This is a genomic window from Pseudomonas sp. Yb2C2 (assembly GCF_052112325.1).
GTDB lineage: Bacteria > Pseudomonadota > Gammaproteobacteria > Pseudomonadales > Pseudomonadaceae > Aquipseudomonas > Aquipseudomonas marginalis.
The window spans coordinates 144,038-170,485 of sequence record NZ_JAVAJK010000005.1 but is presented as its reverse complement, the minus strand read 5'-3'; the positions used below and the strand labels follow the sequence as shown (position 1 = coordinate 170,485).

At 48.8% G+C, this 26,448-nt stretch carries 19 protein-coding genes and 3 pseudogenes; 13 read left to right on the top strand and 9 right to left on the bottom strand.

Annotated elements, in window-relative coordinates:
• Nucleotides 1-175: 175 nt before the first annotated feature.
• From Q8X51_RS08885 to Q8X51_RS08870, 4 genes and pseudogenes are all read left to right on the top strand, one after another.
• The gene (locus tag Q8X51_RS08885; protein WP_407693748.1) at nt 176-1,111 is read left to right on the top strand and encodes an S-4TM family putative pore-forming effector; all 936 of its coding nucleotides are present in this window, start codon (nt 176-178) and stop codon (nt 1,109-1,111) included.
• A gap of 99 nt (nt 1,112-1,210) precedes the next feature.
• Nucleotides 1,211-2,635, top strand: a complete 1,425-nt coding sequence (locus Q8X51_RS08880) for an SMODS domain-containing nucleotidyltransferase (RefSeq protein ID WP_407693749.1) — start codon at nt 1,211-1,213, stop codon at nt 2,633-2,635.
• A 98-nt stretch (nt 2,636-2,733) separates the two neighbouring features.
• A pseudogene (locus tag Q8X51_RS08875) lies at nt 2,734-2,948 on the top strand (DUF4113 domain-containing protein); the annotation flags it as partial.
• A 783-nt stretch (nt 2,949-3,731) separates the two neighbouring features.
• On the top strand, nt 3,732-4,718 hold the full coding sequence (locus tag Q8X51_RS08870; protein ID WP_407693750.1) for a hypothetical protein: 987 nt from the start codon (nt 3,732-3,734) through the stop codon (nt 4,716-4,718).
• Nucleotides 4,719-5,085: 367 nt separating this feature from the next.
• On the opposite strand, the gene ltrA is transcribed toward Q8X51_RS08870, so the two are convergent.
• Both ltrA and Q8X51_RS08860 read right to left on the bottom strand, forming a co-directional pair.
• Nucleotides 5,086-6,315 carry a group II intron reverse transcriptase/maturase gene (ltrA, locus tag Q8X51_RS08865; protein WP_407693751.1) on the bottom strand — a complete coding sequence of 410 codons (1,230 nt, stop codon included), beginning with the start codon at nt 6,313-6,315 and terminating at the stop codon, nt 5,086-5,088.
• 513 nt (nt 6,316-6,828) lie between these two features.
• Nucleotides 6,829-6,897 (bottom strand): annotated as a pseudogene (locus Q8X51_RS08860) (IS66 family transposase); the annotation flags it as partial.
• A 585-nt stretch (nt 6,898-7,482) separates the two neighbouring features.
• Between Q8X51_RS08860 and Q8X51_RS08855 the strand changes: the two are divergent.
• The 7 genes from Q8X51_RS08855 (at nt 7,483) to Q8X51_RS08825 (ending at nt 15,729) form a co-directional block, all read left to right on the top strand.
• The gene (locus tag Q8X51_RS08855; RefSeq protein ID WP_407693752.1) at nt 7,483-8,910 is read left to right on the top strand and encodes a 4-hydroxyphenylacetate 3-hydroxylase N-terminal domain-containing protein; all 1,428 of its coding nucleotides are present in this window, start codon (nt 7,483-7,485) and stop codon (nt 8,908-8,910) included.
• 102 nt (nt 8,911-9,012) lie between these two features.
• Nucleotides 9,013-10,233 carry a M24 family metallopeptidase gene (locus Q8X51_RS08850; protein ID WP_407693753.1) on the top strand — a complete coding sequence of 407 codons (1,221 nt, stop codon included), beginning with the start codon at nt 9,013-9,015 and terminating at the stop codon, nt 10,231-10,233.
• A 19-nt stretch (nt 10,234-10,252) separates the two neighbouring features.
• Complete coding sequence (locus Q8X51_RS08845; RefSeq protein WP_407693754.1) at nt 10,253-11,284, top strand: pyridoxal-phosphate dependent enzyme; 1,032 nt, start codon at nt 10,253-10,255, stop codon at nt 11,282-11,284.
• 53 nt (nt 11,285-11,337) lie between these two features.
• The gene (locus tag Q8X51_RS08840; protein WP_407693755.1) at nt 11,338-11,844 is read left to right on the top strand and encodes a flavin reductase; all 507 of its coding nucleotides are present in this window, start codon (nt 11,338-11,340) and stop codon (nt 11,842-11,844) included.
• Nucleotides 11,845-11,904: 60 nt separating this feature from the next.
• Entirely contained in the window at nt 11,905-13,761 is a 1,857-nt protein-coding gene (gene asnB, locus Q8X51_RS08835; protein ID WP_407693756.1) for an asparagine synthase (glutamine-hydrolyzing), read from the top strand.
• 93 nt (nt 13,762-13,854) lie between these two features.
• Nucleotides 13,855-15,051, top strand: a complete 1,197-nt coding sequence (locus Q8X51_RS08830; RefSeq protein ID WP_407693757.1) for an MFS transporter — start codon at nt 13,855-13,857, stop codon at nt 15,049-15,051.
• 72 nt (nt 15,052-15,123) lie between these two features.
• Nucleotides 15,124-15,729, top strand: a complete 606-nt coding sequence (locus Q8X51_RS08825) for a TIGR00730 family Rossman fold protein (protein WP_407693758.1) — start codon at nt 15,124-15,126, stop codon at nt 15,727-15,729.
• A gap of 116 nt (nt 15,730-15,845) precedes the next feature.
• Here the strand turns inward: Q8X51_RS08825 and Q8X51_RS08820 are convergent, their stop codons facing one another.
• Complete coding sequence (locus Q8X51_RS08820) at nt 15,846-16,304, bottom strand: nucleoside 2-deoxyribosyltransferase (protein WP_407693759.1); 459 nt, start codon at nt 16,302-16,304, stop codon at nt 15,846-15,848.
• Nucleotides 16,297-17,919 (bottom strand): SIR2 family protein, encoded by a 1,623-nt coding sequence (locus tag Q8X51_RS08815; protein ID WP_407693760.1) that lies wholly within the window; start codon nt 17,917-17,919, stop codon nt 16,297-16,299. The genes Q8X51_RS08820 and Q8X51_RS08815 overlap by 8 nt, the downstream gene beginning before the upstream one ends.
• Before the next feature lie 262 nt (nt 17,920-18,181).
• Between Q8X51_RS08815 and Q8X51_RS08810 the strand changes: the two are divergent.
• Nucleotides 18,182-18,421: pseudogene (locus tag Q8X51_RS08810) on the top strand (transposase); the annotation flags it as partial.
• 620 nt (nt 18,422-19,041) lie between these two features.
• Here Q8X51_RS08810 and Q8X51_RS08805 read toward each other — a convergent pair.
• On the bottom strand, nt 19,042-19,245 hold the full coding sequence (locus tag Q8X51_RS08805; protein ID WP_407693761.1) for a hypothetical protein: 204 nt from the start codon (nt 19,243-19,245) through the stop codon (nt 19,042-19,044).
• Between the two features lie 239 nt (nt 19,246-19,484).
• On the opposite strand from Q8X51_RS08805, the gene Q8X51_RS08800 reads away from it, so the two are divergent.
• Nucleotides 19,485-20,318, top strand: coding sequence for a TniQ family protein (locus Q8X51_RS08800; RefSeq protein ID WP_407693762.1), 834 nt, complete (start codon nt 19,485-19,487; stop codon nt 20,316-20,318).
• 51 nt (nt 20,319-20,369) lie between these two features.
• Here the strand turns inward: Q8X51_RS08800 and Q8X51_RS08795 are convergent, their stop codons facing one another.
• The 4 genes from Q8X51_RS08795 to Q8X51_RS08780 are packed head-to-tail and all read right to left on the bottom strand — an operon-like array spanning nt 20,370 to nt 26,367.
• Nucleotides 20,370-21,842 carry a TnsD family Tn7-like transposition protein gene (locus Q8X51_RS08795; protein ID WP_407693763.1) on the bottom strand — a complete coding sequence of 491 codons (1,473 nt, stop codon included), beginning with the start codon at nt 21,840-21,842 and terminating at the stop codon, nt 20,370-20,372.
• Between the two features lie 23 nt (nt 21,843-21,865).
• On the bottom strand, nt 21,866-23,311 hold the full coding sequence (locus Q8X51_RS08790; RefSeq protein WP_407693764.1) for an ATP-binding protein: 1,446 nt from the start codon (nt 23,309-23,311) through the stop codon (nt 21,866-21,868).
• Entirely contained in the window at nt 23,304-25,475 is a 2,172-nt protein-coding gene (locus Q8X51_RS08785; RefSeq protein WP_407693765.1) for a transposase, read from the bottom strand. Before Q8X51_RS08785 ends, Q8X51_RS08790 begins: the two co-directional genes overlap by 8 nt.
• The gene (locus Q8X51_RS08780) at nt 25,468-26,367 is read right to left on the bottom strand and encodes a TnsA endonuclease N-terminal domain-containing protein (RefSeq protein ID WP_407693766.1); all 900 of its coding nucleotides are present in this window, start codon (nt 26,365-26,367) and stop codon (nt 25,468-25,470) included. Before Q8X51_RS08780 ends, Q8X51_RS08785 begins: the two co-directional genes overlap by 8 nt.
• Nucleotides 26,368-26,448 lie beyond the last annotated feature (81 nt).

The window sequence follows — 26,448 nt, the reverse complement described above, 5'->3', positions numbered from 1 at the left end:
AGCACGCCTGTGAATAGTGATGAGCTTTAGAAGTCAGAATCAACTCAAAAGCTGAAAATTCTGATTGAAATGTGTGCACTGTGATAACACTAGTGCTAGCCGATGGGGTAAAATAGCAGCTTAGCGCACCAATCCGTCACGCAAAAATAGAAATAAAATTTTCTATCGAGGCTTTATGACCATACAGAGCTTGCAGAACAGAGAGCACATAATTTTAAGAATTGCAGCATCATCTCGAATGTACTCAATCGGCAAAAAATTTAATAATGCCTCACTAATGCTGAATGTCGTCTTAATGTCACTATTCACTTTCCTCTCTTTGGCTTTGAATACGGAGACGTTCTCGAAGCTAATCGGGGTCGAAAAAATAGATATCTCGAGCTGGGTCGCTATTTTATCAATTACAGTATTAACACTAAACAAATTACTTATTAGCAATCAAATAGACAGTTTCAAAGAGCGGGCTGCAAAAATTCAGGACTCAGTTGATAGAGAGCTTTTCGGACTAGAGTGGAACCACCCACTAGCCGGAAAGCCACCAAAAATCGAAGATATAGCAAAGCATGGAGAATGGTTAATTAGGAAACATGGAGAAAAAAAATATCGAGACTGGTTCTCATTAAGCTCGGATAGATTAACAATCTCACAACAGGCTCTAATCTGCCAAAACTCCTGCCTCTCTTGGGACTCCAGCTTAAGAGGATCGGTAAATATCGGGATACTCATTATAGGTATAGCGATACTCGCATCGGCATTATGCTTCGCACTTGCCTTAGACCTTAACATGACATCTATACTTGCCAATATTACGGGGCTGATGGGCCCAATTGTTGACTACGGATATACCACTTACAAGGCAAACAGAGACTCCATCCAAAACAATGAACGCCTGCTAGAGCATGTTACAAACGCGATAAATAGCGCAAACAAATTCTCCGAACAAGAATTAAAAAAACTAGTTGAAAACATTCAAGATCAGATGTTGGTGAAGAGAAAAAGCGACTGGCCTATCCCTGATAGAATTTATAAGCTATTTCGCAACTCGCAAGAAAACACAATGCGTCGCAGTTCTTCCGAACTTGAAAGATTATTCGAAGAGCGCGCCCCATAGAAAAGCGCTCCGACAACTTACGCAACAGAAATCAATCACACAAAAAAATATCATAACCTCAGCCTAAATGACAGGCGACCTTTTAAAAGGACTTAACCAATGAAGCATCTTCCTCAGTTTGACGATTTTCTATCCAACACCGTCAACCTAAATCAAACACGATTCCAAAATTTGCAAAGCAGTATTGATGCCATAGAAAATTTCGTTCGAAATTCCACTTGGGCACCTAAGATTATAGAATTCAAGGCACAGGGCTCTTGGGCTCACAAAACCATAATCAAGCCTTTGGCAGGCGCAGCATTTGATGCAGACTTACTGGTATATGTAAGCCCCATCAATGGATGGGAAGCCAAAGACTATATTGACAATCTATTCACCGAATTCAAAAAAAGTACAACCTACCAAGATAAAGTAAAAAAATATTCACACTGCGTCACTATTGAGTATTCTGGTGAAAGAAAAATAGATATAGCGCCATGTATCAAAGAGCGACACCACACGAATATTTATGAAGTATGTAATCGCGACACAAATACTTTCGAAACTTCAAACCCCAAAGAATATACCGACTGGCTTATCACCCAAAACCGAGTTAGCAAAAATAACAATCTTCGCAAAATAACAAGACTACTTAAGTACATGAGGGACATAAAAACAACATTTACATGCCCATCGTTTTTACTCACCACACTACTCGGAAAGCAGGTTTACAGCACAGACAACTTCCCAGATCTCCCAACAGCTCTAACAACATTGATGGCTCGACTAGATGACTGGCTCCAGGCTAATGTTACTCAACCGGATGTACGGAACCCTGTACTATCTACAGAAGTTCAAAGCAATGCTTGGGACGAAAAAAAGTACAGAAATTTTCGAGAAACCATACATCGTTACCGGGGATGGATGGACGATGCATTTGAAGAAACAGACAAAGATGAAAGTTTGGCGAAATGGAGAAAGGTATTTGGAGATGAGTTTGCAAAAGCTGAAGTTCGAAAAATGGCTGCTCGAGTTAGCACTATTGCGTGCGAAAGCTTCGCAGCCATGGGCCGAAGTATTCGGGATCTAGTAGAGGGAGTTGAACGGTATGGGCAGGACGCACTGCCAAAAGGGTTCACTCGATTAGGACACATGCAACGCCCAACCTGGCGCGATGCTCCTGGGGGATCGCTAACAGTGAGAGTTCTAACGGACCTGTTTCCTTCTCATAATGGATCACGTGTAGGTAGCGTTTCTAGCCTTACAGTAAATAGCTCCGGATCCTGGTTAAGATTTACAGCATTGAATATCAACGGCGTTCCGTTTTCGACCGAGTATAAAATTGAGTGGAGGATCACTAACACCGACAGTGCGGCCGAAGCGGCCGGATCTCTGCGCGGTGACTTTTATGGCTCAAACTCCCATGGCATTCGCTGGGAGCAGCTCTCCTATAGAGGAGTACATATGGTGGAGGCGTTTTTAGTACGTAACCAGGATGACAAGTTATGTGGAAAAAGCGATCCATTTTTTGTCGTAGTTCGCTAATAGACTTCGATCTGATAACACTGCTGCTACAGGGTCGCCGATTAAGCGCTTGGGAAGTGCCTCAGCCAGCGCCTCTTCATCGAGTGCTTCGAGGTAATCAACCGGGCGAGTTTTCCGAGGACCTGTTCGCGGCCACGCATGCGGTTGCTGCGATCGGCTCACGCAGGTGATGAACACGACCAACGGGCGCTGGGGCAGAGGCACGATGTGCCCTGCCAGCGTACCGGTTGCTCCCGACTAGGGTGTGCGCAGGGATATGATGAGCCAGTCGTACACAACACGGTTCGATCAGCTCTGGACGGTGAAGTGCTAACGACTCAAAGCCTGTCAGCAAGCCCTTGCTCTCGAAGAGCTGCACCCTTTGGCCTGTTACAGCAAATGGGTGATGGTCCACCCCTGATCGGTCAATGCCTTTTTACACTCGTCTGAAACCCGTTCTGCATTGACTGCCAAGCACAGAAAGCTTGTAGGTCGCGACATGCCGACATACAGGTTTCGAAATTGAGAAAGCTGAGTCTCAGGCATTTTAGCGGAGCGAGTGCCAATCCCAGCAATGATAGGTAATGCCAGCTGTAGGTCGAAGCGACGACTTGGATGGCCTAGAGACTCCATGACGAGGGTCGCCAGATGCGTTTCGCCTTTCATCGAGGCGAGGGTACCGATATGAATATCTAAGCTGCGACCATTTTTTTCGATAGAGCACACAAGGGCTGATTTTTGAGAATTAAAACTGTCGCGGAAGGCCCTCGTTTTTCGCGGCGTCCAGCTCGTTTGCGAAATATCGCAAAACTGTCGCAACCTCCCAAAAAGCCGATCAAGGCGAGTGCTCTAGAGAATTAAAACTGTCGCAGCCATAAACGACGCGGCGTCCCGCCCGATCAAGAGTGCCAATCGGGGTAAGGGCGATCCTCGGACTCACGGCTGACCGTCCTTGCACTGTGGGTGGTCAGACGCAGTTCCCTTCAACACCCGAGCTCTAGTATCAAGCGATGGCACAAAGCCTTCCACCCAAAGCCTGAGCGGACTATACTGTTTATACATACAGACTCATGTACGCGTTCCATCTTCTCTCGTCTCAAACAGATTGGAGCAATTGATGCCAACAACCGACTTCATGGACTTCAAGACCTTAGCGGACATCCAAGGTCACTTTGACATTGCCCTCGATCTGCTGCTTAAGAAAGAAAATTTCGGGCACGGGGAGTGGCCATATAAGCTCTATCAACGTGAAGCAAGCTGCCAGTATGAAAAGCTTGGTAAGCAATGTGGTCAGCCTCACCAGAAAGGTTACGTCGTCAGTTGTACTGATGGTTCAGTGGTTCTGATCGGCAATTGCTGTGCCCACAAGTACCTCAGCTTAGATGATGAATCGCTCAAAGCAGGCTTCACGCAGCTTGATGCGAACCGGCGGCAATCAATCCGCCGTCGGAGAGTGGAATCCCTGCTCAAGAAGCGGCAATCCTACGTAGAGCAGGGCAAAGCCCTTCACATGCAGCACCGGGATGTGCAAGCTCGAATCTCAGGGCTCTACAACGCGCTCCCCCGGCAGATTTGGCAAAAACTAATCGAACGCTGGAAGGCTAATAGGCTGGAGGTGATCTGGGAATATCAGATAACCAAGACAGGCACCGAGAATGGCCGGAAGGTTGTTGAAAGAAATTGGTACCCGAGCTCCTACGGCAAGCTAATCGGTTTGGGAGCGTGGCTTGAGTGGGACCATCAAATGTACGCCGGCCAGATATCGGATTACCGTAAACAGCTCGAGCTCATCCCGACCAAAGACCAGTTGACGAACGCTGAAATCGATCATGCAGAGGCCACTCTCAATAATGTGTCTACTATCACGAGCTTGGAGCGAGAGCTCGGAGCTTTGTCCAAAATGATGAGCAATTTTGTCGAGCCATCCAATTTGGTACGTGCCGTTCAGCTCACCAGCAATCAAGCCGTTCGGGCGGAGACCGTGATCGCTGTGCACCGTTTGACGGGGGAAACTCTTGCAACGACGCCCGAGAGGTTCGTTGCGGTTATTGATGTAGAGCTGAAGCGCAAACACGAGGCAACCGGATTACGTATTCAGCAGTGAAGAACATCAGGACGTAGGCGCTAACGTCGGATGGCCATCCGTCCCATTTCACGGTTCAATTGTGACCATAACTGCAGGCTGCGAAGAAGGATAATCGTGGATGTCTGGCAACATGATTACCTTTGGCGAGTGTGGCGGGCAGTTACTCCAGGCTGACGAAGTCGCAATGGACTGAGGTGCGTATGCGTATGCCCTGAATGCCATCGGGCTTTGACCATTCAGTCGCGCAGACTGGATCAGACTCATGATCGCCGTTGCCCGTTTACCGCTGCGTAGCGACCCAGCGAGTCGAGTCAGCCGAAGGGAGTTTCACCCCTCGGCTGCTCACAGAACCGTACGTGACAGTCTCCCGTCATACGGCTCTTGATCACACATTCGATGCACGTAGTAAATACCAATGTGCGAACAGCTCCGGATTCTCTCTTCGAACAAGACGCAGCCGATGCTCCGCTTGACGTATAGAGATTCGGTACTTGCTCTTCATCCATTTGAGCAGGCGCGATTGCAACGCGCTCCACAATCGATAGCTGAAGTTTCTGTACCAGAATTTACCGTAGTATTCGATCCATCCTCGAATCACAGCGTTGTACCTGCGAGAGAAATCCCTCAGGTCGTCCGTCGTGGATCGATGGATGCGCCAGTGTTTGATCGTGTCCACCATCCTGCGCATCGCCTTCATCGACGCTCCCGGCATGCACTTGCGAAAGAGTTCGCCCTTGGAGTTTTTCAGGGTTCGCACCTTGAAGTCATATCCGAGGAAGGTGAAGCTCGTCGCGACGTTGTGCCGCTCGAATGTGTCGATGTAGACAATTTTCGACTTTTCTTCGTTGATGGTCAGGCCCACTTCACTCATCCGTTGCGTCAGGCTCTCCCTGATTCGAACCGCCTCGCTCATCCTTGTGCAGTGAATAACAATATCGTCGGCATACCGTTCGAACGGCACGCCGCGATGCGTCCTGTCCATCCAACGATCAAAAGCGAAATGCAGGAATAAATTGGCTAACAAGGGCGAGATCACACCTCCTTGAGGTGTCCCTCGTCCCCGCTCCTGAAGCAACCCCGTCTCACTCTGCATCGGCGCTTGCAGCCAGCGTCGACAGTATAAGATCACCCATTTCGGCATCTGGTGATGTTCCAGAGCCTTGATGATCAGGTCGTGCCCAACGTGGTCGAAGAACGCACTGATATCCACTTCCAGTACCCAGTTCTTACGACGGCACCGAATGGAACATTGACGCAAAGCATCGTGGGCCGATCTTCCGGGCCTGTACCCATAAGAGTCAGGATGGAAAATCGGATCGATCACAGCCTCCACATATCTTTTCACCGCGCCTTGGGCTACCCGATCAGAAACCGTTGGGATACCAAGGATGCGCTCCTTGCCGTTGTCTTTCGGAATGCGCTTTTCCCGTACAGGTGGCGGGAAATACGACCCTGAGCACAACCGGTTCCAGATGCGGTAGAGGTTATGATCGCGCTGCCGATCAAAGTCCGTGAGCGTCTGACCATCACAGCCCGGCGCACCACGATTGCGGCGTACATCCTGATACGCCATCCACACCAGCGACTTCGGTATCTCGAATGCTTTTCGCTGCACTAAAACGTCATCCTCATTTGAGTTGTGTCCCGCACAACGAAAGTGATCCCCACCCCTTCGCTCCAGCCCCATTACAGGTCTTTCATCACTACTACGGGTGAGTCCGTCCCTATCCCCACGATACGTGCCGAGGATAGGTTCTCACGTTCCCCAAAATGGCCTGACTCAGGTTCTTGCTGCCTTAACAACGGGTGCCGTGCAGTCGGTAGACAGGTGTCCTCTGCACTTCTCGGGGCCCGGCTATACAAGCCCGTTTTGACACCAGTGGAGATTTCGTCGCTTCATCAGTCAGTTCACTTTCGTTCAACTACCTGGGCCTTACGTGACAGTAGTTACTCTGCCTTTTCCCGAATCGCTCACCACAAACATGCTGAACATGTTCGCAGCATCGGGTCGTTTGATCAGTACGCCTGCACGCCCTGACCGGAGGGCCTACCTCCATCAATCTTGGAGCATGGAGTGTCATGCCGCCGTTTTCATCTCGTCGTCATGACGACTCCTTCGTGACACACAGAGCCAGTTTTTACTTCCAAGAGCCCAAGGGCGGATCTGATTCTCACACCAGTTGTTATCTATGGGTACGAACGGCCTGGTTCTCCCTGACTACTGGGTAAGCGTCCATTTGACGCGTTCCAAACCTCGGGTCTAAAAACGATGGCTCTTGCCGGGCGGCTACGATCATTGAGCGTTTACGTCCGGATGAATTGACGCTCTTAATTGCTTCAAGTCGAATCGGGACAAGCACATTATCAGTGCATCAAAAAATCTTCAGAGCCATGGTAGTTGAAATTCTTTGTTAACGGAATTTGAAGAGCAAAGTATTGAATTTACGACGATTAACGTGATTTTAGTCAGTGCATTTGTCTATGGCGCAAGCGAGTTTAGAAGATAGGAGTACGATATAGTGTTCGATTATAGGTCGACCGCAGTGCGATTTTGCTCCAGCTCGGTGCAGTTTATAAAAAAATTAAAGGCCGCCGCGCTATCATCGTTAAAAAAATTTCATATTTAAATTTTACTTGATTTTTATGATTTTGCTCAACGACTTACAGCTATTTTTGTTACTTGAGCTAGCGTAATAGTCAAAAAAATGGAGCAGCGGTATTTACAAATTCATTATTGATTCGTAGCCTAATGACGCAGGGTTAACTGACTAATGGAGTTGTCATGGCTAATGCAATGGATATGTACACCAAGCGCTTAGCAGTGCCTCGTAATATTTGGGTTGCCGGCAAAAAGGTTGGTGATCTCCTCGCAGAACCTTCATTTCGTGGTGCCATTGAGAATACGCTTTCATATTATAAGATGCTTGAGAGTCCTGAGTTTCATTTTGACTATAATGGCTGCTCGGCGGCTATTAGCTTAATGGTACCCAAGTGTAGGGATGATCTTACGCGTAAGCGTAATTCTTATAAGAAAATTGCCGACAGTTCATTTGGGATGTTGGGTAGAACTCCTGACTTTATCAATGCTGGCTTAAGCGCCATGTACTCTCATAGTGTTTTTTTTGGGCAAGGAGAGCATGCTAACTACTCTGATAACGTCGTAAACTTTTACGACCGCTGCGCTAGGGAGCATTTTTTTGTAGGACACGGTGCAATCAATCCGCAGATTGATCGTTCCAAGCCTATCGGGCTCCAGTCTAATCTTTATGCTGGCGTTAAATGCACGAACGTTAGTGATCAAGGAATTGAGGTCTGTGGTGCCAAGATGATCGTCACCCTTGCACCTATTGCCGATCAATTATTGATTTTCAATATGCCAGGGCTCACCGAACACGACGCAGATTATGCGTTAGCCTTTACAGTACCCACCGATGCACCAGGTCTGAAAATCATCTGCCGAAAAAGCTTGGTGCACGCAGAGGCATCAGAGTTCGATTATCCATTATCGAGCAAGATGGATGAAATAGACGCATACCTTGTTTTCGATCAAGTTCATATTCCTTGGACTGATGTCTTCATTTTTCGCGATGTTGCCAAGTCAAATCAATTCTACGACGTTACCCGAACTCGCCACCATACGGGGCATCAGGGGATTGTGAGAGGTTTGGCTAAGGCCGAGCTGTTGATTGGGGTTGCAGATAGTCTTGCGCGCAACCTCGGGCTTTCGACTTATATTAACGTACAGGAGCAATTAGGCGAGTTAACCACGGCGTATGAGCTAATTCGTGGTGCTGTAATGCTCTCCGAATTTGAAGCAAGTGTGGATGCAGAAGGCGTATGCAATCCGAGTATCCATGCAATCCAGGCTATTCGATGCCATTTTCCAAAGTGGTATCAGAAAATGCTCCAGACTGTTCAATCCCTTGCTGCAGGGTCAATGCTAGCAGTCCCTCACGGTGACGACTTCCATAATGAGAATGAAGGATGCCTCCAGCTGGCATTGCAAAATCCATTTTTGTCTCCTAAAGACCGGAGTAAGTTACTAAACTTAGCTTGGGATGTCAGTGGTGATGGCTTCGGTCAGCGGCAAATGATTTATGAAAACTATCACGCTGGCGATCCTATGCGCATTGCCGCTGCGCATTACTCAAACTATAACAAGCAATCAATGACCGACGCAGTGGAGAGAGCACTCAAAGGTACATGTTAGCGAAAGCTAGAATATAAGCCTCCTATCATTTATTGCGTCCTCAGATTGTTAGTGCTCAAGAAGCCCTCGCACGATAACTTTAAAGAATGGAATTTATTTTTCATGATTTATAATATTGATCGGCTCTCCAGTCTCATGGATTCGCAAAGTATCGACATGTTATTAGTGTCTACGCGTGAAAACATAAATTATTTCACAGGGATAAGGCCTGTCGTTAAGGAGTTGAATCCGTATTATGGCGAATGCTATTTGCTGATTTGCCGACAGCAGCCCGAGGTTGTTCATATTGTTCATTCTTGTGGTGAGTGCGACCAGATTACTGAATCGAAAAGCCAAATTGGTCTTGTTTTTACCTACGGCACTTTCTATCGAGAGCTGGCGGATGAAGCAGTCTTGCTCGGGGATGAATTCTCTATACACACATGGACTAGCAAGTCGGTAAAACATTTAAACGCTCAACAGGCGCTTTTCTCTCTATTGCAAGAGCTGGGTGTTACCCCTTTAACGCGTATAGGTTGTGACGAAGACGGAATAGCTCATGCCCAACTCGCTTTCATGCAAGAAAAATTCGGTCGGGAAGCTCTCGTATTCGCATCGTCCCTGATACGGCAACTGCGCAGGGTCAAGACCCCCTATGAAGTCGAGATGCTCACCCGCTCGGCTCGTTGCAACGAAGCGGCAATAAAGTGCGTGATGGACGCGGTACATGTGGGTATCAGTGAGATACAAATTAGCAAGATCTTTGAGACCGCGGTCACCGAACTCGGTGGTCGTCCCGAACTGACGATGATCAAAATCGGCCGTGGGGCGGTTGGCGGCCAGCGTCGTCAGCGAGCAGATATCACTCTGCAAACTGGAGACTTGATCTGGTTCGACTCGAATACTCGCTACCTAGGGTTCTGGGCTGATCTGGCCAGGGTCTATGCCTTTGGTGACGTGGCCGATGCAACGGCCCTGCGCTATGCAGCGCTACGTGCAGGGATGCTGCACGCGGCCCGGTCTATCAGGCCTGGGATGTCTGGCAAAGAGATTTTCAATATGACTATGGAGTGCGTCAGAAACGAAGGCTTCCCTGAGTACAGACGTCACCACGTTGGACATGGGATTGGTCACGAACCCTACGAGCGGCCGATCTTAGCGCCTGGTGAAGACGCGCAGGTTGAGCAGGGGATGGTGATCTCAATAGAAACGCCTTATTACGAGTTCGGTCTTGGGGCGCTGCACCTCGAGGACCCGTTGTTCATCGGACCTGAACTCAACACCTTTTTGACTGTGGATCCTTGTCCCGAGTTGGGGATTATCGCTTCGTCGTCGTTTCGATAGGAAATGAAGGGAGTCAACTTTGAAAAGCATATTGGAAACCATTGGTTCGTGTCCTGTCGTTGAGCTTTCGCACTCGCTTGTCCCCAGCGGTAAGAAACTCTACTTGAAATTGGAGCAATTTAACCCTAACCACAGCATCAAGGACCGAACCGCATTGGGCTTGGTGCTAGCGGCTCTGGAATCAGGCCAACTGAAGCCTGGTGGCACCTTGATCGAATCTACCTCTGGCAATCTCGGAAAGTCCTTGGCCATGATTGGTGCTGCGATGGGATTGAAGGTGATCGTGGTGGTCGACCCCAAGGTCAGTTCCACTGCTATCAACTGGTACAAGGCTTACGGGGCGATAGTTGACCTAGTGACAACACCTGATGATCAAGGCGGATATCAACGGGCAAGGATCGAAAGGGTCCAGCAACTGTTGCTCGATTATCCTGGTTCCTATTGGCCTAATCAGTATGACAATCCACACAATCCCGCTTATCACGAAAAGGTTTCAGCGAAGGAATTCGACAACCATAACTATGACGTACTGGCTGGCTGTGTAAGCACGGGCGGACATCTATCCGGCATAGCCAGAGGCATAAAACGTGATCGCCCTCTGGTCAAAGTACTAGCGTGTGATGTGGTGGGGTCTGCGGTTTTAGGTGGGGCATTTTCTCCTTACTTGCTCAATGGCGTCGGCCTGGCGTGGAGATCGGCCAACACTCACCTGGATTGCTTTGACTACCACAGTCTGATCGATGATCACCACGCAATATCTATGTGCCGGATTTTGGCCCGCGAAAATGGTCTGCTGCTAGGCGGCTCCGCGGGGCTAGTAGCCTACGGCGCACTGCAATGCCTATACGGCTCATCGGCGAAGAGTGTCTTGGCGATAATGCCTGACAGCGGTACCAACTACCTCGATACGCTGTATGACGAGCGTTGGTTAGAAGAGAAAAAAATTCACTTATACAACGTCGAAGAGTTACGGCAGGACCTGTTCGCGAACAAGTTCGAAAGTACAGCATCGGTCGTAGGCATTGAACCTGTAACATCGTTGAGTTTTTAAACGCAGCACCTCTATTCGTATAGCGTTTGCTCGATCTCTCAATGAGGTATCGCATGTTTGAATTCAGTCAGAGCGAAGTTGTACCCAAACATGATTATCACAATGGGATGGCCAAGTTGGGGGCTGGAGTTTGCATCATTGCCACGCGTGCCAATGGCCATTCTGAAGGGATGACTGCGACGTCCGTATGCAGCGTATCGGATGCTCCACCAACGTTGCTGGTATGCCTAAATCAAATGTCGAGCACTTTCCAAGCGTGCTTACAGAGCGAGATTTTAAGCGTCAATGTGCTTTCTTCTCATGATACAGAGCTCGGCGAGATATTCGCTAAACCCAGTAATAGCGTTGAAAAGTTTTCATTTGGCCGATGGCATACCGGTGCAACAGGTTCTCCTGTACTCACGGATGCTTTAGTGGTCTTCGATTGCCGAGTTGTCGCTACTCATCGTGTGCACTCTCACGGGGTACTCTTCTGCGAACCTGTGAACGTGCACATAGGAAATGCAACTGAGGGGTTAAGCTACTTCAACCGGTGCTTCGTTCGCATGGCAGCTAATTAAATCTGCCTGCACTTTTAGTTGTTCGATTAGAGAGTTCCTATTACAACTGGAGATAATACTATGTGCGGAATGGCGGGTTGGCTTTCTTACTCAAGGGATCTGAGGCAGCATCGGGATACTGTCCAGCGAATGACCGATACTATGGCTTTGCGTGGGCCCGACGGTGAAGGTTTATGGATCGAAGGCCCCATTGCCCTAGGCCATAGGCGCCTGTCGGTTATTGACTTGGAGGGAGGCAAGCAGCCTATGGCTGCAAGCTCGCCTGGTCGGGAGAACGATGTGGCCGTGATTAGCTATGTCGGTGAGGTCTACAATTTTCGTGAGCTGCGCGCTGAGTTGGTGACCAAAGGGCATTCCTTCAAAACCAGTAGTGACACCGAAGTTGTATTACGCGCCTATATTGAATGGGGAGAGCAGTTTGCCGAGCGCCTCAATGGCATGTACGGTTTTGCCCTATGGGATATCCGTAAAAAGGAGCTGTTGCTGGTTCGAGATCGAATGGGTGTAAAGCCGCTTTTTTACTTCCCTACTGCTGATGGCGTGATATTTGGCTCTGAGCCTAAAGCTATCTTGGCCAACGCGCTGGTGCCGAGGCGAATCCAGGCTGATGGTATGCGTGAGTTGCTAGAGCTAGTCAAAACGCCCGGACAGGCTATCTTCGCAGGTATGAAGGAGGTACTGCCCGGTGAGATCGTCAAGGTCAACCAAGATGGCCTGAAGACTCGTCGTTATTGGCAATTGGAAGCAAAAGAGCACGCTGATTCGTTGCAGCAAACTATTCAGCACACTCGCGATCTTTTGGAAGACATTGTTGACCGCCAGATGATCACAGACGTTCCTCTGTGCGTTCTATTGTCGGGAGGTCTGGACTCCTCGACAATTACCTCTCTTGCCTCCAAAAAACTTCTGGCTCAAGGCAAGGAAAATGTCCGCACCTTCTCCCTTGATTTCAAAGACCATGGTGAAGAGTTTGTCAGCGATGGCTTCCGTCTCACACCTGACACGCCCTTTGTCTGGGACTTGGTCAAATGGGTGGATTCCAATCATGGGCAGATAGTGCTCGACAGCCGGGAGCTCGCGGACCCGGCACTACGCACGGCGGTCGTTCGGGCTTTAGACTTGCCACCCGCCTATTGGGGAGACTTATACCCTTCACTTTATCGTTTATTTCAGGAGGTACGTAAGCAGTCCACTGTAGCGCTATCAGGCGAGGCCGCTGACGAAGTATTTGGTGGGTATCGTTGGTTTCATGATCCAGCAGCTATTCCAGCCAATACCTTTCCCTGGATGTCTACGGCGACGGTCAAGCTGTTCGATGGCAAAAACTTGTTCGACCAAGGAATGCTGACGAAACTTGATATGCCCGCCTTTGTTCAAGACAGCTACAGCCAAGCACTTGCCGCCGTTCCCGAACTGCCAGGGGAAGACCCCACCAATCGGCGCATGCGGCAGATCACTCATATTCACCTAACACGCTATGTGCAGTCATTATTGGACCGAAAGGACCGCATGAGTATGGCGGTGGGTTTGGAGCTTCGTGTACCGTTCTGTGATCATCGACTTGTGGAATATGCTTTTAATATTCCTTGGGAAATGAAAACCTTCGATGGAAGGGAAAAGAGCGTTTTGCGCGCCGCGGCACGGGATCTGCTGCCGGACTCCATCGTTCAGCGAATCAAGAATCCGTATCCGGCCACCCAGGACCCAGCCTATGAAAAAGAACTACGTTCAGCCATGTCTGCAATTGTGGCGGATACTGATGCTCCGGTGCGGCCTCTTTTGGATTTGGCGCGAGTCAAGGACACCTTGACGCGGGAGGCAGGTAAAGTCTCTCCATTGCATGAGCGCATGGGTATGGAAAGGGTTGTAGGCATGAATAGCTGGCTGGCTGAGTACGACGTATCGGTAGATATCTAATGTAAGAAGGTGCTGGACCCAGCAGCGCGTGTCTGACGAGGCCGCGCTGGTGGGTTCAGCTGACTCGGCTGTGAACAGGGATGGTAGTTAGCGATGGTCAATTCAGCCTTGCGGATATGGTGTGCCGTCAGCGTTCTATGTGTAGCTTCATTCACAATGGTAACTTCCGAGTTCGCTCCCATCGGACTGTTGTCGCAAATATCGACTAGCCTAGAGCAGCCCCCATCTACCATCGGGCTGACAGTAACGCTATACGCATGGATTGGAGCCGCTAGCGGACTGCTGTCGAATTGGTTGAACCGGTGGATCCCCCGTAAGGTGCTGCTGATCGTTTTAATGTTGATATTGGCCGTGTCAAATGGCCTGGCTGCCCTATCGCCTACCTTCTCGGCGTTGCTCGCTGCGCGTGCCGTTGGTGCTCTAGCGCACGGCGTATTCTGGGCAATTGTCGCTGCAACCGCCGCCCATATTGTTCCCACAGAACGCATTGGGTTGGCGACTTCGATCGTTTTGGGGGGGATCACTATTGCCACAGTTATGGGGGTTCCACTCATAAATCTGCTAGGCCAGTACGATGGCTGGCGCACCGCATTTATGTGCTTGACGTTGCTGTGTTTCGCCAGCGCGGGCGTTATAGCTCTTGTAGTGCCATCTATGAATATTAATTCGATGTCCAAAGGTGTGGGACTTGCCACGGTGCTCCGTCGCAAGGATCTTCTTATCACTTACGCTATCACTGGGCTGACTGCGGCTGCGCATTTCGGTGCGTACACATTCGTAGAGCCATATATTGGTCAGATACCGGATATTACGGTCTACCTCATCGCTGTTCTATTATTTGCCTTTGGAGCAGCTGGATTTCTCGGCAATTTGCTTAGCGCGCTATTCATTGATCGCCATTTGAAAGAGTATATTCTGCTGGCGTTAATTGCGATGGCATGTGCGTTGGCGGCTCTGGGATTCTTCGGTCCTGCAGTAGGTATAGTTCCGGTCGTTGTGTTGCTGGTAATTTGGGGCGTGGCCATTTCTGCTTTATTTACCGGCCTGCAAACTTGGGTTCTGAGAATTGCCGGGGAACATACCGTGCCAGCAACGGCGATCCATACGGCGGTTCTGAACAGTGCGATCGGCTTAGGAGTGATCATCGGAGGTGGGATGCTTAATATCGCAGGGTTTAGAGGAGCGATGTTATCGGCAAGCGTAGTGATTTTGCCTGCGGTCATCCTAATGATCGTCTCAGGCATGCAGGCGCGCGCGAATAATAGTACTTTGAGTAGAAACATATATTAGCAAACGAATATTTTTTCTGTGATCATTAAAGGTAAGCGTAGATTTTTAGTAAGTGCTCAGAAGGTGAATTAAATGCATTCTATAGGTATTTTTTGTGGCTCGTCTGAAGGTAGCGATCCCGTCTATATGGACGCTGCTCGAGCGACAGGTAAGCTTTTGGCGGAGACTGGCATTAGTGTTGTGTATGGTGGCGGCCGAGTTGGGCTGATGGGAGCTTTAGCAGACTCTGCCCTGCAGCATGGGGGCGTCGTTACCGGAGTTATACCTCGAGCACTTGTTGAACGCGAAATTGCCCATACCAGCCTGACCGATTTACATGTAGTTGAAAATATGCACGAACGCAAAGATAAAATGGCGGCACTGTCCTCTGCCTTTATTGCTTTACCTGGGGGCGCAGGGACACTGGAGGAGATTTTTGAACAGTGGACTTGGGCACAGTTGGGTATACACCGAAAGCCCTGTGCGTTTCTCAATATAAATGGTTTTTATAAACCTCTCGAGTTGATGATTAAGCGCATGGTTGGACAGGGGTTTATGCGTCAGAATTATGCTGACATGGTACTTTTTTCAAGTAGCACATTAGATATAGTGGAATATTTTAGAAGCTATATCCCGCCAGAGTCGAAGTGGACTGTTGACGCTGACGCCGAATTGACCCATGTGCCGACGCCAGACTAACCCACCTCCAGATCGGCATAAACCCAGCACAGGCAATGGTCGGGAAGAATCAGGCTGGGTCAGTGGCCCCTCGGCAACTAGGTTAATTCCACATCGGTGCCAACACCAGGGCTAAATTAAATGCTAAAGTTGTGTTTTTTGGCGTAGGTAGCGATAAGCCAAGAAACAAGAGCATCCGTAGAGTTGAAGATTCTCTCGCAGCTTTGATTTATCATCGGATTATTGCCTGTGGGCAACGATTGCCTAATATCACTCTTCAGCCCCACGCATCGTTTTCCAAGCGCGAAGGAAAAACCAAGTTCGAATGCGACTCCCTCATCAATGTGAGCGCCATTTAGGACAGCCACAATAAGATTTGACTCCTTCATGGCAGCTATGTCGGCGTCGAAAACCATCCTCTCGGCTAGCGCCGCCGATGTACCGTTTGCTACTAACTCACGTAGCAGTAACCCATCCTCTTGAGGCAGAAATATGTCAAAGTGAGACTGAAGTCTGGCTTTGAGCGATTTGTTATATGCCAACTCTGCCTCATTAAAAAGCGGTGCAGCGAGGTAAATTGTAGTTTTTTTAAGCATTCGCGATATCACTCATACGCTGATCCAGATCTGACGGAGAATAACCGCAAGAAAAGATTACTTTTGCAACGTCACGTACAACGTCAACCTCCTTTCTTTGAGTTGAATGTATTTTCTTAGGCTGCAAGCCTTCATAAATCGCCAAACTCTTTTCCTGCAGCGCATGAATTTTAGCAGGCGGCCAGCTGCTTTCTTTCCGTTTTGTAATTAAACGCGACCATATTTCATTGACATCTCCAATCATATGGATAATTTCGCCAGGGACGATTTTCTTTTTTGAAAACCCTGGCCGAATTCCATGACTAAGCATTGATTTAGCGCGATCATTTTCAGGTACGCCGACGACGAAACTCAAAGGATCTAAGGGAGATCTATCGACTAGAAAAACTCCAACTTTTTTCCTATCTAAGTAGTTATTTTTCTTCCCAAACTGCTCGTTAGTCCAGTCATCGATGGTGATTGTCTTGCTCGTGCTAAGATCGTCAGGAGAGCGGGCCATCTCCGGCGGCCTTTCATCAAACCATTCGTCGAGCGTAACTAAGCTCCCAAATTGGCTAATCACGGTGGATTTCCCGATCCCAATGGAACCTACGACGTAATAAACATATTTAGTTTGAAGGCCCAAAAAATCAGACTCTTGGATAAATTCCACCTCGGGCATAGTGATGGCCCGTAAAAATTCTTGAATATCGGCGCCGTCGAAGAACAAGGTCACAAGGTTGTAGTTGTTGAAATTCGCTTCAAATATTGCAGTTTTATTCTGAGGGTCAAGCTCTTCGTTTGTGAATCTGATAAAGTAATTATAATTTCCCGGACTGACAGAAGCTGCTTTTCTAAGAAGATGAAGCAGGGTGGAGTCAGTCAGCGAGTGCCCAACTAGAATGCTCGTCTTCTTCGTAAGAACATGGAGAAGTGTAGATAAGCCTCCCCCTATGCCATCAAGCAACTGATCCGCAAATGCTCCGTCCGAAAAAATCAGATTTTCACTCTGAAACTTGTTGTGGTCAAATGGCAAAAATCCATTCGGATGATATATCACACATTTGTCTTTTGTGAACTGAGTATGATGTGACCATACAGTCTGATACGGTCGCTCATGCTTAGTGGGATTCAGATCTGCGCATGAAAGGCCAAATTCTAAAAAGTCATCAAAATTGTATGTGACGGTCAATTCAGAATGTTTTGCAAATTCAATAACTTCCTTAAAGTATGGGTGTGCATCTATCGTCGCGCGTCGTCCGTCAGGATTTATATCTTGATATAAGGCTTTGTGGATTAATTCACGCCAGTCGGAAAGAATTTTCTTTTCAACAATCGCATCGTTTGTGTAGCGCCCCTCTTGAGCGAGGTCGTATTTTTTGTAAGAGCTGAATATCTCAAAAAGCACCAACGCTGCCTTTCCAGCTGCGTCGTTTACGCCATGTACTTCAGGAGCTCGACTTGCCATGGAGGCCTTCATCCGTCCGACCAAAACTTCCCACATAGGAAGGTTCAGGTCACGTGATACTCCAGCACCTAACACCAGGCTTGCCTTATTCTTTGCAAGCTGCGAACGAAGCTGGCAGACATATTTCCATGCAGATTTTACAGCTTCAGACTTAAAATGATGCGTCATGTAGACATCCAGGGTGGGGGCATTTCTGAATGAGCTCGATTTAGTAGGGATGATAGCGTGTTTCACTGGGCATTCAGACGATTTGACTGCAGAGATTGCACAAGGGAGCGATGAGCCGGTTCCAACCCTCCAACGAACGGAAGTCACGGATCGATTTCTGCCTGTCGCGACCGGCAGCTTTGGGTCGATTCTGTTGAAAAAGTAGCTCTCCTGATTGGTCTAAGGCAAAATCTGCTCATCGGCCAGCGGGAGAGTACGCAGCATGATGGGACAGTTATCGAGTGGACAGGAGCGCCTGTTTTACTCGTTCAACCTTGAAGATCACATCCCAAAAAATCATCTTCTGCGCAGCATTGATCGGTGTCTCGATCTGAGCGACCTTCGCCACTACCTCGCCGATTTCTATAGCCCGATTGGGCGTCCTTCGATTGATCCTGAGCTGATGATCCGCATGCTAGTCGTGGGCTATTGCTATGGCATTCGCTCCGAACGGCGCTTGTGTGTTGGCGCCGACGGCAAACTGACCCGGTTGCCGAGATGTAAATGCCCCAGTTTGTTTCTCGCCAACCATTGTCCTAGTGAGTTTTTTGAGATTTGGTGACGGATCAGTATTGCGTCAGCATGTGGGTCAATTCTGCGTTGGCATCAACAAGCAGGGCTTTTCTGCAGAGGCACTGGCGTTGCGGCAAGTGCTTTCTGGCCGACGTTTTGGCCGTTTTCTGCCGTTCATGGTTGTTACTGCTGATGCATAATTGACCCATCGGCTACATTTTCGCTGACCCAAGCTTCTACTTCGTCAAGCGTTAGGAGGTCTGACTCGGGACTGAATACTTATGAGGCATTGAATCGCCAAGTCGGCAGATGGTCAATTTTGCATCAGCGTGACATTGTGGGCCATTTCTGCGAAAGCACCACCAAGCGTGCGGATCCTGGTAAATATCCAAATATATCCTGCTGACTATAAATTATAGTCAACAGGATATATTTGGATATTTCCACTGGTAGCTAAGCATCAGCACTGCAGCGCTACGCTTGCGTTCATGAGCGAAAGATGGCGCTACACCGTCATCGTGTGCTCGTGCAATCAACTCGTTTGGCATGCGAAGTACCTCAGTTAACGGGCTAGTGTTTTTTTGTTGAAATTCCTTCCGGTGCCTTGCGGCTACCAGCAAGTAGTCCGACAGGCTCCTCAAGCTCCGTCTGCGCAGTGATACGCAGAAAGCGCTGGCCGGCGTCCGGCTTTGAAGCGAGTATGGCCCGGGCTTCGCGAATGAACTGATCGCGCATATGCCATTTGTCAGTTTTAACCTTACGACGTCCCTTCATTTGCATCCTCGCAAGCCAGGTTCACTAATGCGCGCTTATCCAAGCTGATACCTCAAGATCCGCCTGAGCAGGCCGTCATCTAAAACATTAGCCACGGCGGCATCATCCCAAAACGCGACCGCTAACCGGGCAATAGCCTAGTAAAAATCAGGTAAATCATCAAACGGATAACTATCAAGTAGAATAGCCGGCTTGTGCGCTTGCAGCGCTGCCAGGAAAGGCCGATTACGGAATAACTGATGAAAATTTTTACACCCTTGCCCGGGGAGTATGTTGCGTCTGTGCTACAGAGAGGGAACGAGATGCTGGGCCTCAAAACAATAACGCTGAAAGACTTTCACATAAAACCATTGCCCAGAAAAGGCTACGGATACGCACTTGGTCATAAATATGAATCTAGAGCACACGCCGTATTTCAATTCCCTGATTTCTTTACAGAAAGAAACGTATCTGAAGAAGTTCTAAAAAACCATACCTTGTACCCGCTGACTGCGGCACTTGCGCGAACTAGAAAAGATATTGCTGTAACCCCAGCGGTTTGGAGGAAAATTTGTCCTATTTGTGCATTAGAGGATTTTGAAAACTATGGCACGGCATATGTTCACCGGAAACATGTCCCTACGTCGGTACAAGTCTGTAGCGTGCATGGCTCAAGACTCATGGATAGATGCACAACATGCTTAACGCTAATAAAAAACCATCAGATTTCTAGACTGAGCATATGCAGCCAAAAATATAAATCTCAAGTCGAAGAGCCAGACTCATTCAGCTTCGCCTATTCAAAGTTTGTTGCCGACTTGTTGACGTACAATGGTGCCACGCCTATGTCATATAGAACTGATTGGCTGATTATTAATAGCATTCGCTTGAGATATGGAAATGAAATAAAACAAAATGAAAATTTTATAAAAAATCTTATAAAGAACAAATTCGGCGTAGACTTAAGAACCCCTATTTCCAAAACTTACTCAGACAACAATTACACTATACTCGCATTTCTTGGGTGCGAGACTGCCGAAGTATATTTTAAATTATTGCTCAAGAGCGAAGCATCTTCTCGACAAGTAAAATAGTTGAGATATATAAGTTATTAACTCTAAAGCGTAGAATTTATTAGTAGTAAATCATGCGATTGAAAGTATATGTAATACTTCCTTCACAGTGACATGAGGCACCCTGATTCCGGCAAGTCGGTATACAACACTCACAGCGCTTTGCTCAGGCGGAAGATAATGCCTCACCGCCCAGTAGATTTTACGAATTTGATAGTCATGATCAGATTCGAGCATGTCCTTCATCAGTAAAAAGCTTATTGGAAATTTACCTGGCCTCCTCAAAAAATCGTAGCTATGGGCGACTTTCCTGCCCAGCGCCGCGCGGGTGATCTTTTGAGGCCTGCTCTGTGTAGATAGGATCTGATCCCTCGCCACTAGCAGATCTCGAGCTAGCGCTAGATCTCGTGCGTCCCAATCGACTAACTCCGGCCTTAATCGGATAAAGGGATGTGCAGACACGTAATCTGCTAGCCACTCCCTATCATGGCGGTACAGCCACTGATAGCCAGGCTTTTCATGACATTTCATATTGAGGCTGCTTGAAAACACTGCCCGACGCGCCTGGACTTCGCCATGATCGATAGTGGTACCAGGGTCATTGCCTTTATGTGCTTCTTCGTTGCAAGTATCAGCTTGAGGATCGAAAGCCCTTAGCTGTTCGAGGTCTGTCTCAAGGAGCCAGCAAAGAAAATAAAATTTCAAAGGCTGTATGACCCTCTCGCGGGGGCGCAAGACTGTAAATACCCAGTCACAGGAGTGGCAGATCTCCTGAAACTCATTAGCGAGAGAGCTAAGTAAAAGACTCGGCGTCAAGAAAGCCCGTAAAGCCTGCTCCTTAATCCTGCCGGACTTGAGAAATCCCATCTTCTCCAACCGGTATCCCAGGAAGTTACCAGCCAGGAGCCTCTGCACATCCGTAGGATGATTGAGAGCCCATAACTGCATCTGACTTACGATATCAACTGCAGATTCGGCAGGAGTCTCCATGATCTGGGAACCTACTGCCTCTCCCGGGAGCAGCATGCAACGCCAATCGGCTCCATCCGGAAATGTAATTGCGCGGAGTGCCTTCCCATGCAGGGGGCAAACACAAACGCCCATCGCTTGGTGAATACGGTGCCAGTAGGCCGAGCCGCAATTGCGACTGTCTTCAGCAACGCAGCTTTCGCAATATCGAAAGGACGCATGCTTGAGGAAACCTGACGCTGTGAGGCCTAAGCTCATCTTCAGACCAGTTCCGGAATTACCAGCCATCGCGGCTCGCGCGGCACTGCGCTTCGCTTCACTCAAAAAAGGCTCATAGAGAGGTAAAAGCGTAAAACGGTTAATTAGCTCGTTCACCGAATAGGCCCGGGCTAACTCCTGAGATAAGGTCCCCAAGCAGCATGGCAGGATTGAGCCGCAAGTCCGAGAATACACGCCAAATAAATCCTGGCTTGTCCGGCGATAACTGTGGTTTGCCGATAGTCTGTGATAGCGCACCGCTAGGCTGTAGAGCAACTCATCGGGAAAAGGCTGAGGAAACCAATGCAAGCGCTCCATTGACTTGGCTCCCGCGATTCATGTCACCAGGCAGAGTCCGGATCCACCCAGCCACGCTGTTTAAGTTGCGCCTCAACATCATCGCCTTTAGAAAAATGGGCGTTTGGTAGTGTCTCGTTGGCAACCGGAACTACTGGCTTGCGGACCGACTTCACAGTCTCTGTTTCAATATGCTCGACGGGTGCAATCGCTGCTTGGGCAATGAGAGAAAGGTGAGTTCTATCGGCACGGCGCGCCAGATCGTAATTCATCATCTGCGCGATCTGGTCCTTTGTAGGCATCATGTCCTCGAAGTCAGCGATCTGCAATGGGTCGCCGCTCCGGAGTGCCTCAACCGGCTTATGGAGGAGCCTCATCTGGTTGTCGTACACCTGCTGAAGTAACGCTGGTGAGATAGAGTCGATGCCCTCCCAGATTGCGTGACGCTGAGAAAGCATTAGGAGTTTGGCTAAAAAGTCAGTGTTTCCTTGGGTGAGATCGTAGATTTTGGAAAGCAGCCGCCCCGTCAACGGGGCGGGAGTTTTGGTCCAGTCGTAAGCCCAGAGTTGGGACACCAAGTGCGCCCAAAATGGATCATCCTCGGAGAATCTGTCAAAAGCGATCGGCCCCATTCCCGCCGCACGGCGAGCATTTCGTAATACACCTGAAAACAGCGGAAGCATTGCATTTGTGCCGACATAGACCAGTGGGACGCCCGCGTCATTCGATAGTGTCACGAAGAAATTGAGCAGCTTTTCACGATCCTGGCCGCCTCGAGACGAGCAAAGGTGCTGCATTTCATCAATGATAAGCGCGCCAATAGAAAAGGTTTTGCACAGTTGACTGATGTTTTGAAGCATGACACTGATGCTGCGACCAGTAGAGCCTCTGCTGGAATATTTCTCGATGCCTAATGCCGCATCCAACGAAGAGAAGAAAGCCGCACAAAACCCCCGTAACGAGCCATCGTGCGGACATTCGATCTTGAGCCACACCACCTGCGTCTCAATGAATATCTGCTCCTTGTATTTACTGTGGCTGATCACCTGTGGATAAAGTTTGGCAATGGCGTTGAGAGCGGTCGTTTTGCCCATTCCGCTCAACCCGATCAGGGTCATTGTTTCTGCGGTGGACATAAATCCGTGCCCCTTGATTTCCGCAGAAGAAGGCAATCGGTGCTTTACGGTGGACGCATGCAAAGGATTGCGTCCGGTGTACCCGTACCGAATCAACTGACTGAACAAATCCTCCAGTCGCAGGTGGATTTCAAATGGTACGACGACGTCCTTCAGCCTGTTAATCCCATGACCACGAAGTTTCGGGTCCATCGCCCTTTCCGTCTCATTAGGCCGTGCAGGGGTGTTTCCGATGCGTCTGACGACATCGACATCCGACAGAATCTTGGGGAGGCACTCAATCAGGGGATTACCATCGTATTGAGGCATGCCTGTCGAGACGTACTCAGCAGGCGCAAAACTGAAGTCACTCATGATTGGCCTCGTTATCCGCGTTGATCACCAGTTTCAGAAAAGCAGCGCTCCTGCCCGAAACAGGTTTTTCGACTACTGGATTTGAAATTTCAACTGCGTCTGGCGAGTTATTTACAAGGCGGAGTTGATTTAGATCAGCGGTATGCAAGTCACGCTCATTCTGAGTTTCTGTGGCACGCTTCGAACGCTTGTCACGCTTAAAGTCAGCGTCTGATTCTGGGTTACCTTGGGCCCTCCGTTTAGCTTTCGCCCGGTTAAGGATTTCCTCTTGACGACTCTGGAGGAGTGCTCCAGTGGAAGCATCTTCATATCGGGCGTCAGGCGAGACCTGGTTCAAAATCTTGATCATATCGAGGACCTCCTCCATACGAAGCCCAGCATACTTAGCACGGTGCTGCGGTACGATGGTCAACGGCTCGAAACCGGCCTCAGACTTGATCCAGCAATTCTCGATCGAGTTTGGATCGTAAAAAACCCTGACGTATCTGGTTTTGAAATTGTGAGAGCGTTCCAACCACTCTGAACGGATAGCCGTTTCACACGTGTACTGCACGCCTTGAAAACTGATACCGCCTCGGCCGATGCGACACTCCTGCGAGGGCAACAACGCAATCTTAAGCTCCGCGGGCGACACGACTTTCGAATTCAGAAGATTGTTTGCCATAGACCAGTTCCACATAGCTATCGGAGTGGGCTCTACTTCCGCAGCGATCATCTCCCGGGTCAGAAGATGAGGGACGCGAAGGCTCTTGTTGTGAGCCAGAACACCGACGATGACCATTTCAGTAAACTCATCGATATCGAAGATGGCATCCAGCTGGTAGTCACGATCACCACGCTCCATTTTCCGAGCATCTACGCCGCCCGGGGAAAATTTCAAATCCAGCTTTTCGTTGATCAGGCGAAACCGGCTCTCAATGATACTTTTCCAGTCCGGCCGAAACGGTGGCAAAATCTTGAGGACCGTACCTAAAGTCTTTGTCATCGTCTCCCCAGCTTCACTGAGCAGCTCGGCTCGATCTGCGACAATTTCAACTGGCAGGTGAGCGCACGGCCAGTCACCCTCATCAATCTCAATGTTATAGCGCTTGCAAAAATCTTTCTTGGCAGTGCAGGCGTTGTAGATGGCATGCCTAGCGCCATTCCAACTGGGTCCCTCAAGACCCACATGAACGCCTACAATCATCCTGGTGAACGTATCGACCACTACATACAACACTGGCCTGCCAATAAGCCACAACCGATTGACTCGATGGACCAGATATACATCAGCAACGGTCGAGTCGATTTCGTACCGATGGCCGGCACCGACCAACCCCTCCGAGGCAGACCCCACTAGCGGACGATGATCTTTGTTGTAACGGATTGCTCCGCCGCGAGTCTTCAATCTATAGAGTTCATCAAAAAACAGTTTTCCATGATGATTCAGTTGGTGGATGGAGGGATAGCTGCCGCGTATCAGGTTTCCCTTCGAACCATCGGACTTGACCGACCTATAAAATTTATCGAGCATCCATTCATGCGCTCTCTTTAGGCTGCCACATCTGCCACTGGCAACGCGACCATAAGCCAGACGGATATGCCCCATGTGTCGCGCTTCGAGCAAAATTGCGCCACCATCATCCACTACTACGCCACGATATTTAAGCGGTCGGCCAGGAACGATACCGGAGGTACGGTTTTTTGATTTCCCAGGACCTCCACACGCACTTGTATTCCATAAAAAAGCGTTACGTGTCTGCCCCATGCTCCAATACCGATAAAGCAGGCGATAGATTTGTTTTCGGTCTACCCCCATCACCAGCGCATGATTAGCAACGAGAGCTCCAAAGTTAGACGTTAAAATATCGAGTGGAACCTGACCCTCCACTAAACCACGTACTAGTTTCCAATTCTTTTCCCTGCTTAATTTTTCATTCTCGCCAATCTCATCATCGCTTCGAAGCAGATGCATGGGCACCATTTCGAGATTGAGCACCGCCGCACCATTATTTATCTCTTCAACTAAAAGCGACCTTTCAATGCGCCAAGGCTTAGATGGATTCGTTCCCAATTCAATAACTAAGACAAAATCATTCCTTATTCCTAAAACCCTAACTGGTTTCTTCAGAAGCCCAGAGCTCTCACCTGGAGAAACGATACTGTTAACGCCCAGACTAAGCATGGCGGGGTACCTCAATTTTTGGTGCACCGGAAAAGGACGAATCACTAACCCAGACGCGCAACGGCTCGGATAAGCTTATCAAACTAGTAGTTAGGTCCGTCTTAAGCCTACCCGTCCATAAAAGATGATGAAACAGTCGCTTAACACCCATATATTCGATAAAAATTGACCTTGAAGCTTTTTCTAAAAGTGCTTTTAAGGGCAATTGATCAGTCGCACATTCAGCTATATATTCTAGCAGGCTATTAACATTCTTATCCGTAGGCAAAGAAGGATGGATATGTGCATAACTTCTAAGAATAGTTAAGTTTTTTATTTTGATTTTCGAAAGATTTTCATGGAAAACAAGTTTCCATTCTACCTTCCTCATAGCCCAGTACTTTGCTTCGATTTCAAGCTTTTCTGCCATCCGATTCCGCTCCCTGATACCGGCTTCCTCAAACTCCTTTCGATACTTTACAGAACGCGCGGCCAGCCTTTCTTCGCCCTCTGAATCTATGAAAGTGATAAGGAAGTCTGTAGTCATAACGACAGGGACCTGAGTACCCGGGTACACAGGGTGACGGAAGTTTAGACTCGAAGCGATCGCTTGGGTTTCAGCTTGTGTTAAAAGCGGAAACTGCTCGCGAACGTCGATGATAGAGGGATCCTGCTCAAGGATCAGGTGATAGTCACGCTCAGCGTTGGATAGCAGGTGATGGCTGCGATGGAATTTCACTCCCGGCACAAGGTGAGACACGCCCCTCGATTGTATATCCCAAATCTTGATCCAGGGCTCATAGGATTCTCTTACGCCGGAGCCACGACCTGATTTAATTTTCCTATCAATCTTCCGCTGAGTCATCAGTCTGGAGGTAGCAGGTTTTTTTGGTGCAACGGGCGCAGATGTCATTTCACGAGTCGCTCATTGTTAGGCGACCCACTCGATCAGAACGGCACAGGGCATGTGGCGTGGAGAATTCATGAGCGGGTT

Coding starts and splice junctions, on each gene's coding strand:
- Q8X51_RS08885 (WP_407693748.1), top strand. CDS start 176: ATGACCATACAGAGCTTGCAGAACAGAGAGCACATAATTTTAAGAATT.
- Q8X51_RS08880 (WP_407693749.1), top strand. CDS start 1,211: ATGAAGCATCTTCCTCAGTTTGACGATTTTCTATCCAACACCGTCAAC.
- Q8X51_RS08870 (WP_407693750.1), top strand. CDS start 3,732: ATGCCAACAACCGACTTCATGGACTTCAAGACCTTAGCGGACATCCAA.
- Q8X51_RS08855 (WP_407693752.1), top strand. CDS start 7,483: ATGGCTAATGCAATGGATATGTACACCAAGCGCTTAGCAGTGCCTCGT.
- Q8X51_RS08850 (WP_407693753.1), top strand. CDS start 9,013: ATGATTTATAATATTGATCGGCTCTCCAGTCTCATGGATTCGCAAAGT.
- Q8X51_RS08840 (WP_407693755.1), top strand. CDS start 11,338: ATGTTTGAATTCAGTCAGAGCGAAGTTGTACCCAAACATGATTATCAC.
- asnB (WP_407693756.1), top strand. CDS start 11,905: ATGTGCGGAATGGCGGGTTGGCTTTCTTACTCAAGGGATCTGAGGCAG.
- Q8X51_RS08830 (WP_407693757.1), top strand. CDS start 13,855: ATGGTCAATTCAGCCTTGCGGATATGGTGTGCCGTCAGCGTTCTATGT.
- Q8X51_RS08825 (WP_407693758.1), top strand. CDS start 15,124: ATGCATTCTATAGGTATTTTTTGTGGCTCGTCTGAAGGTAGCGATCCC.
- Q8X51_RS08820 (WP_407693759.1), bottom strand. CDS start 16,304: ATGCTTAAAAAAACTACAATTTACCTCGCTGCACCGCTTTTTAATGAG.
- Q8X51_RS08815 (WP_407693760.1), bottom strand. CDS start 17,919: ATGACGCATCATTTTAAGTCTGAAGCTGTAAAATCTGCATGGAAATAT.
- Q8X51_RS08805 (WP_407693761.1), bottom strand. CDS start 19,245: ATGAAGGGACGTCGTAAGGTTAAAACTGACAAATGGCATATGCGCGAT.
- Q8X51_RS08800 (WP_407693762.1), top strand. CDS start 19,485: ATGAAAATTTTTACACCCTTGCCCGGGGAGTATGTTGCGTCTGTGCTA.
- Q8X51_RS08795 (WP_407693763.1), bottom strand. CDS start 21,842: ATGGAGCGCTTGCATTGGTTTCCTCAGCCTTTTCCCGATGAGTTGCTC.
- Q8X51_RS08790 (WP_407693764.1), bottom strand. CDS start 23,311: ATGAGTGACTTCAGTTTTGCGCCTGCTGAGTACGTCTCGACAGGCATG.
- Q8X51_RS08785 (WP_407693765.1), bottom strand. CDS start 25,475: ATGCTTAGTCTGGGCGTTAACAGTATCGTTTCTCCAGGTGAGAGCTCT.
- Q8X51_RS08780 (WP_407693766.1), bottom strand. CDS start 26,367: ATGACATCTGCGCCCGTTGCACCAAAAAAACCTGCTACCTCCAGACTG.